This window comes from Rhodovulum sp. (assembly GCF_011048875.1).
Lineage (GTDB): Bacteria > Pseudomonadota > Alphaproteobacteria > Rhodobacterales > Rhodobacteraceae > Rhodovulum > Rhodovulum tesquicola.
This window is the reverse complement of record NZ_DSDD01000341.1, coordinates 1-2,868: the sequence shown is the minus strand read 5'-3', so window position 1 is coordinate 2,868 and position 2,868 is coordinate 1. Positions and strand designations below refer to the sequence as shown.

Below are 2,868 nucleotides of genomic sequence, written 5' to 3'. Positions count from 1 at the left end.
GGGGAGGGGCGCATCCCGGTGGCCGAACTGGCCCGCCGGATCGGGCTGTCCAAGACGCCGACGCTGGCGCGGATGCGGCGGCTGGAGAAGGCGGGGATCATCACCGGCTACCGGGCGATGCTGAACCCGATCCGGCTGGGGCTGGCGCATGTCGCATTTGTCCAGGTGCGGCTGTCGGACACGCGCGAGGCGGCGCTGCGGGCGTTCAACGCCGCGGCGCGGGCGATCCCGGAAATCGAGGAATGCCACATGATCGCGGGCGGGTTCGACTATCTGCTGAAGGTGCGCACCGCCGACATGGCGCGCTATCACGAGGTTATGGCTGATCGGCTGTCGGGCCTGCCGCATGTGGCCAATACCTCGACCCATATGGCGATGGAGGCGGTGAAGGATGCGGGGCTTGCCCGGCCGGGCTGAGGATTGGCGCGGGGGCAAGCTGCGCGTGCTAGAGTTTTGCGCAGGACAACCACCGGGGAGAGAGCCATGCGATTCGTCCTGAGCCTGCTGACCTGTGTCGCGCTGCCTGCGGCGGCGCTGGCCGACGAGATCCGCCCCATCACCGGCAGCCTGGTCTATCGCGAACGGATCGCGCTGCCGCCTGAGGCCGAGATGCAGATCGAACTGCGCGACGGGGCGGGCGCGGTGGTGCTCAGCGAGGGCCAGCCGACCGGGGGCGCGCAGGTGCCGCTGCAATTCGCGGTCGAGGCGCCGGGGCTCGGGGCGTTCAGCCTGCGCGCGGCGCTGCGGCTGGAGGGCGAGATCCGCTGGCTGAGCGATACGGTCGCGATCGAGGCGGGCCAGGGGCCGGTGGAGGCGGGCGAGGTGCTGCTGAAGGGGTTCCGCCCGATGGGCTTTGCCACCACGCTGAGTTGCGGCGAGCTGGTGGCGGAGCTGGGCTTTGTCGGCGAGGGCGCGCGGCTGCGGATCGGGGGGCAATATGTCGATCTGGTGCAGGAAGTCACCGCGTCTGGCGTGAAATTCGTGGCCGAGGGTGATCCGGAAACCTGGATCTGGACCAGGGGCGATGCCGCCACGCTGCGCCTGCACGGGGCGGAGTTCCCCGAATGTAACGCGGCGCTGCCGGGGGCCAGCTATCGCGCCCGCGGCAACGAACCGGGCTGGACGCTGGAGATCGCAGGCGGGCAGATGCGCTATGCGGGCGATTATGGCGCGACCGAGATCGCCGCGCCGCTACCCGAGTCCGGGATCGTGGATGGCGCGCGGGTCTATGCGGCCGAGGGGGCGGATCTGGTGCTGTCCCTCGCACAGGCGCTGTGCCGCGACACGATGACCGGCATGCCCTATCCCGCGATGGCGGTGGTCGAGGCGGGGGGACAAAGCCTGTCGGGTTGCGGCGGCGATCCGCTGGACGTGCTGGCCGCCCATCCCTGGCGGATCGAGGATATCGGGGGCGGCGGCATCGTCGGCTCCTCGAATGTCGGCATTGTCTTTGGCCGTGACGGGCGCGTGTCGGGCAGCGGCGGTTGCAACCGCTTCATGGGCGGGGCGGAACTGACCGGCGAGGGGCTGCGGATCGGGCCGGTCGCGGTGACGATGATGGCCTGTCCCGAGGCGCTGATGGATCAGGAACGGCGCTTCTTCGAGGTGCTGGACCGGGTGGACCGCTTCGATGTGACGGAAGACGGCGCGCTGGTGCTGATCGGCGGGGACGCGGTGCTGGCGACTGCGCGCCGCTGAGGCTTTCGCTTGGCGCGGCGGGCAGCTATGGTCCATGCGAGCGATTTGCGGACGTGGCGAAATCGGTAGACGCAGCAGACTTTGATTGGAGTGCCCGCGGGGAAACGCGCGGTGCAGAACCGCTCAAATTCGGGGAACGCTAACGGGCCAAGGCCCCAGGCCAATCCCGAGCCAAGCCCCCACGGGGGAAGGTGTAGAGACTGGACGGGCGGCGCCTAAAGCCATTGCTGGCCACGGCGAAGGGACAGTCCAGACCACGAACGCCACCCGAAACGACGGGCGGCGGCGGCGAAAGTCGAAGTGGTACGAAAATCTGCTTCTCGCACGAGAGTACGGGTTCGAGTCCCGTCGTCCGCACCATCCCCCAAGGGGGGGGTCAGTTCCGCGCCGCCATCGCCGCGGCGAAGCGTTCGAACAGGTAGAAGCTGTCCTGCGGTCCCGGGCTGGCCTCGGGGTGATACTGCACGCTGAACACGGGCCGGTCGGCCATGCGGATCCCGCAATTCGAGCCGTCGAAGAGCGAGACATGGGTTTCGACCACGCCTTGGGGCAGGGTCTGGCTGTTCACGGTGAAGCCGTGGTTCATCGAGGTGATCTCGACCTTGCCGGTTTCCAGATCCTTGACGGGATGGTTCGCGCCGTGATGGCCGTGGTTCATCTTGATCGTCTTTGCCCCCAGGGCGAGGGCCAGCATCTGGTGGCCAAGGCAGATGCCGAAGAGCGGAATGTCGCGTTCCAGCACCTGGCGGATCATCGGCACGGCATAGTTGCCGGTCGCCGCCGGATCGCCCGGCCCGTTCGACAGGAACACGCCATCGGGGTTCAGCGCCAGAACGTCCTCGGCCGTCGCGGTGGCGGGCAGAACGGTCACGTCACAGCCCGCCGAGGCGAGGCAGCGCAGGATGTTGCGTTTCGCGCCGTAATCCAGCGCGACGACCCGATGCCCCGGCCCCTCGCGCCGCTGATGGCCCCGGGGCCAGGCCCAGCGCATCTCGTCCCAGCGATAGCTTTGCGCGCAGGTCACGTCGCGGGCCAGATCGAGGCCGACAAGGCCCGACCAGGCCCGTGCCCGGGCCACCATCTTCTCGATGTCGAAGCGGCCTTCGGGGTCATGGGCCAGCGCCACATGCGGCGCGCCCTGCTGGCGGATCGCGCGGGTCAGGCGGCGGG

3 protein-coding genes are annotated in these 2,868 nt (G+C 69.1%); 2 read left to right on the top strand and 1 reads right to left on the bottom strand.

From position 1 onward, the window contains the following. A partial coding sequence (locus ENN83_RS11970; RefSeq protein WP_287187318.1) for an Lrp/AsnC family transcriptional regulator occupies positions 1-417 on the top strand: 417 nt, incomplete at its 5' end. 66 nt (positions 418-483) lie between these two features. Further along, a complete protein-coding gene (locus ENN83_RS11965) occupies positions 484-1,698 on the top strand; it encodes an META domain-containing protein (protein WP_287187317.1) in 1,215 nt (404 codons plus the stop codon). Positions 1,699-2,074: 376 nt separating this feature from the next. Here ENN83_RS11965 and ENN83_RS11960 read toward each other — a convergent pair. Further along, on the bottom strand, positions 2,075-2,868 hold a 794-nt coding region (locus tag ENN83_RS11960), incomplete at its 5' end, for a carbamoyl phosphate synthase small subunit (protein WP_287187315.1).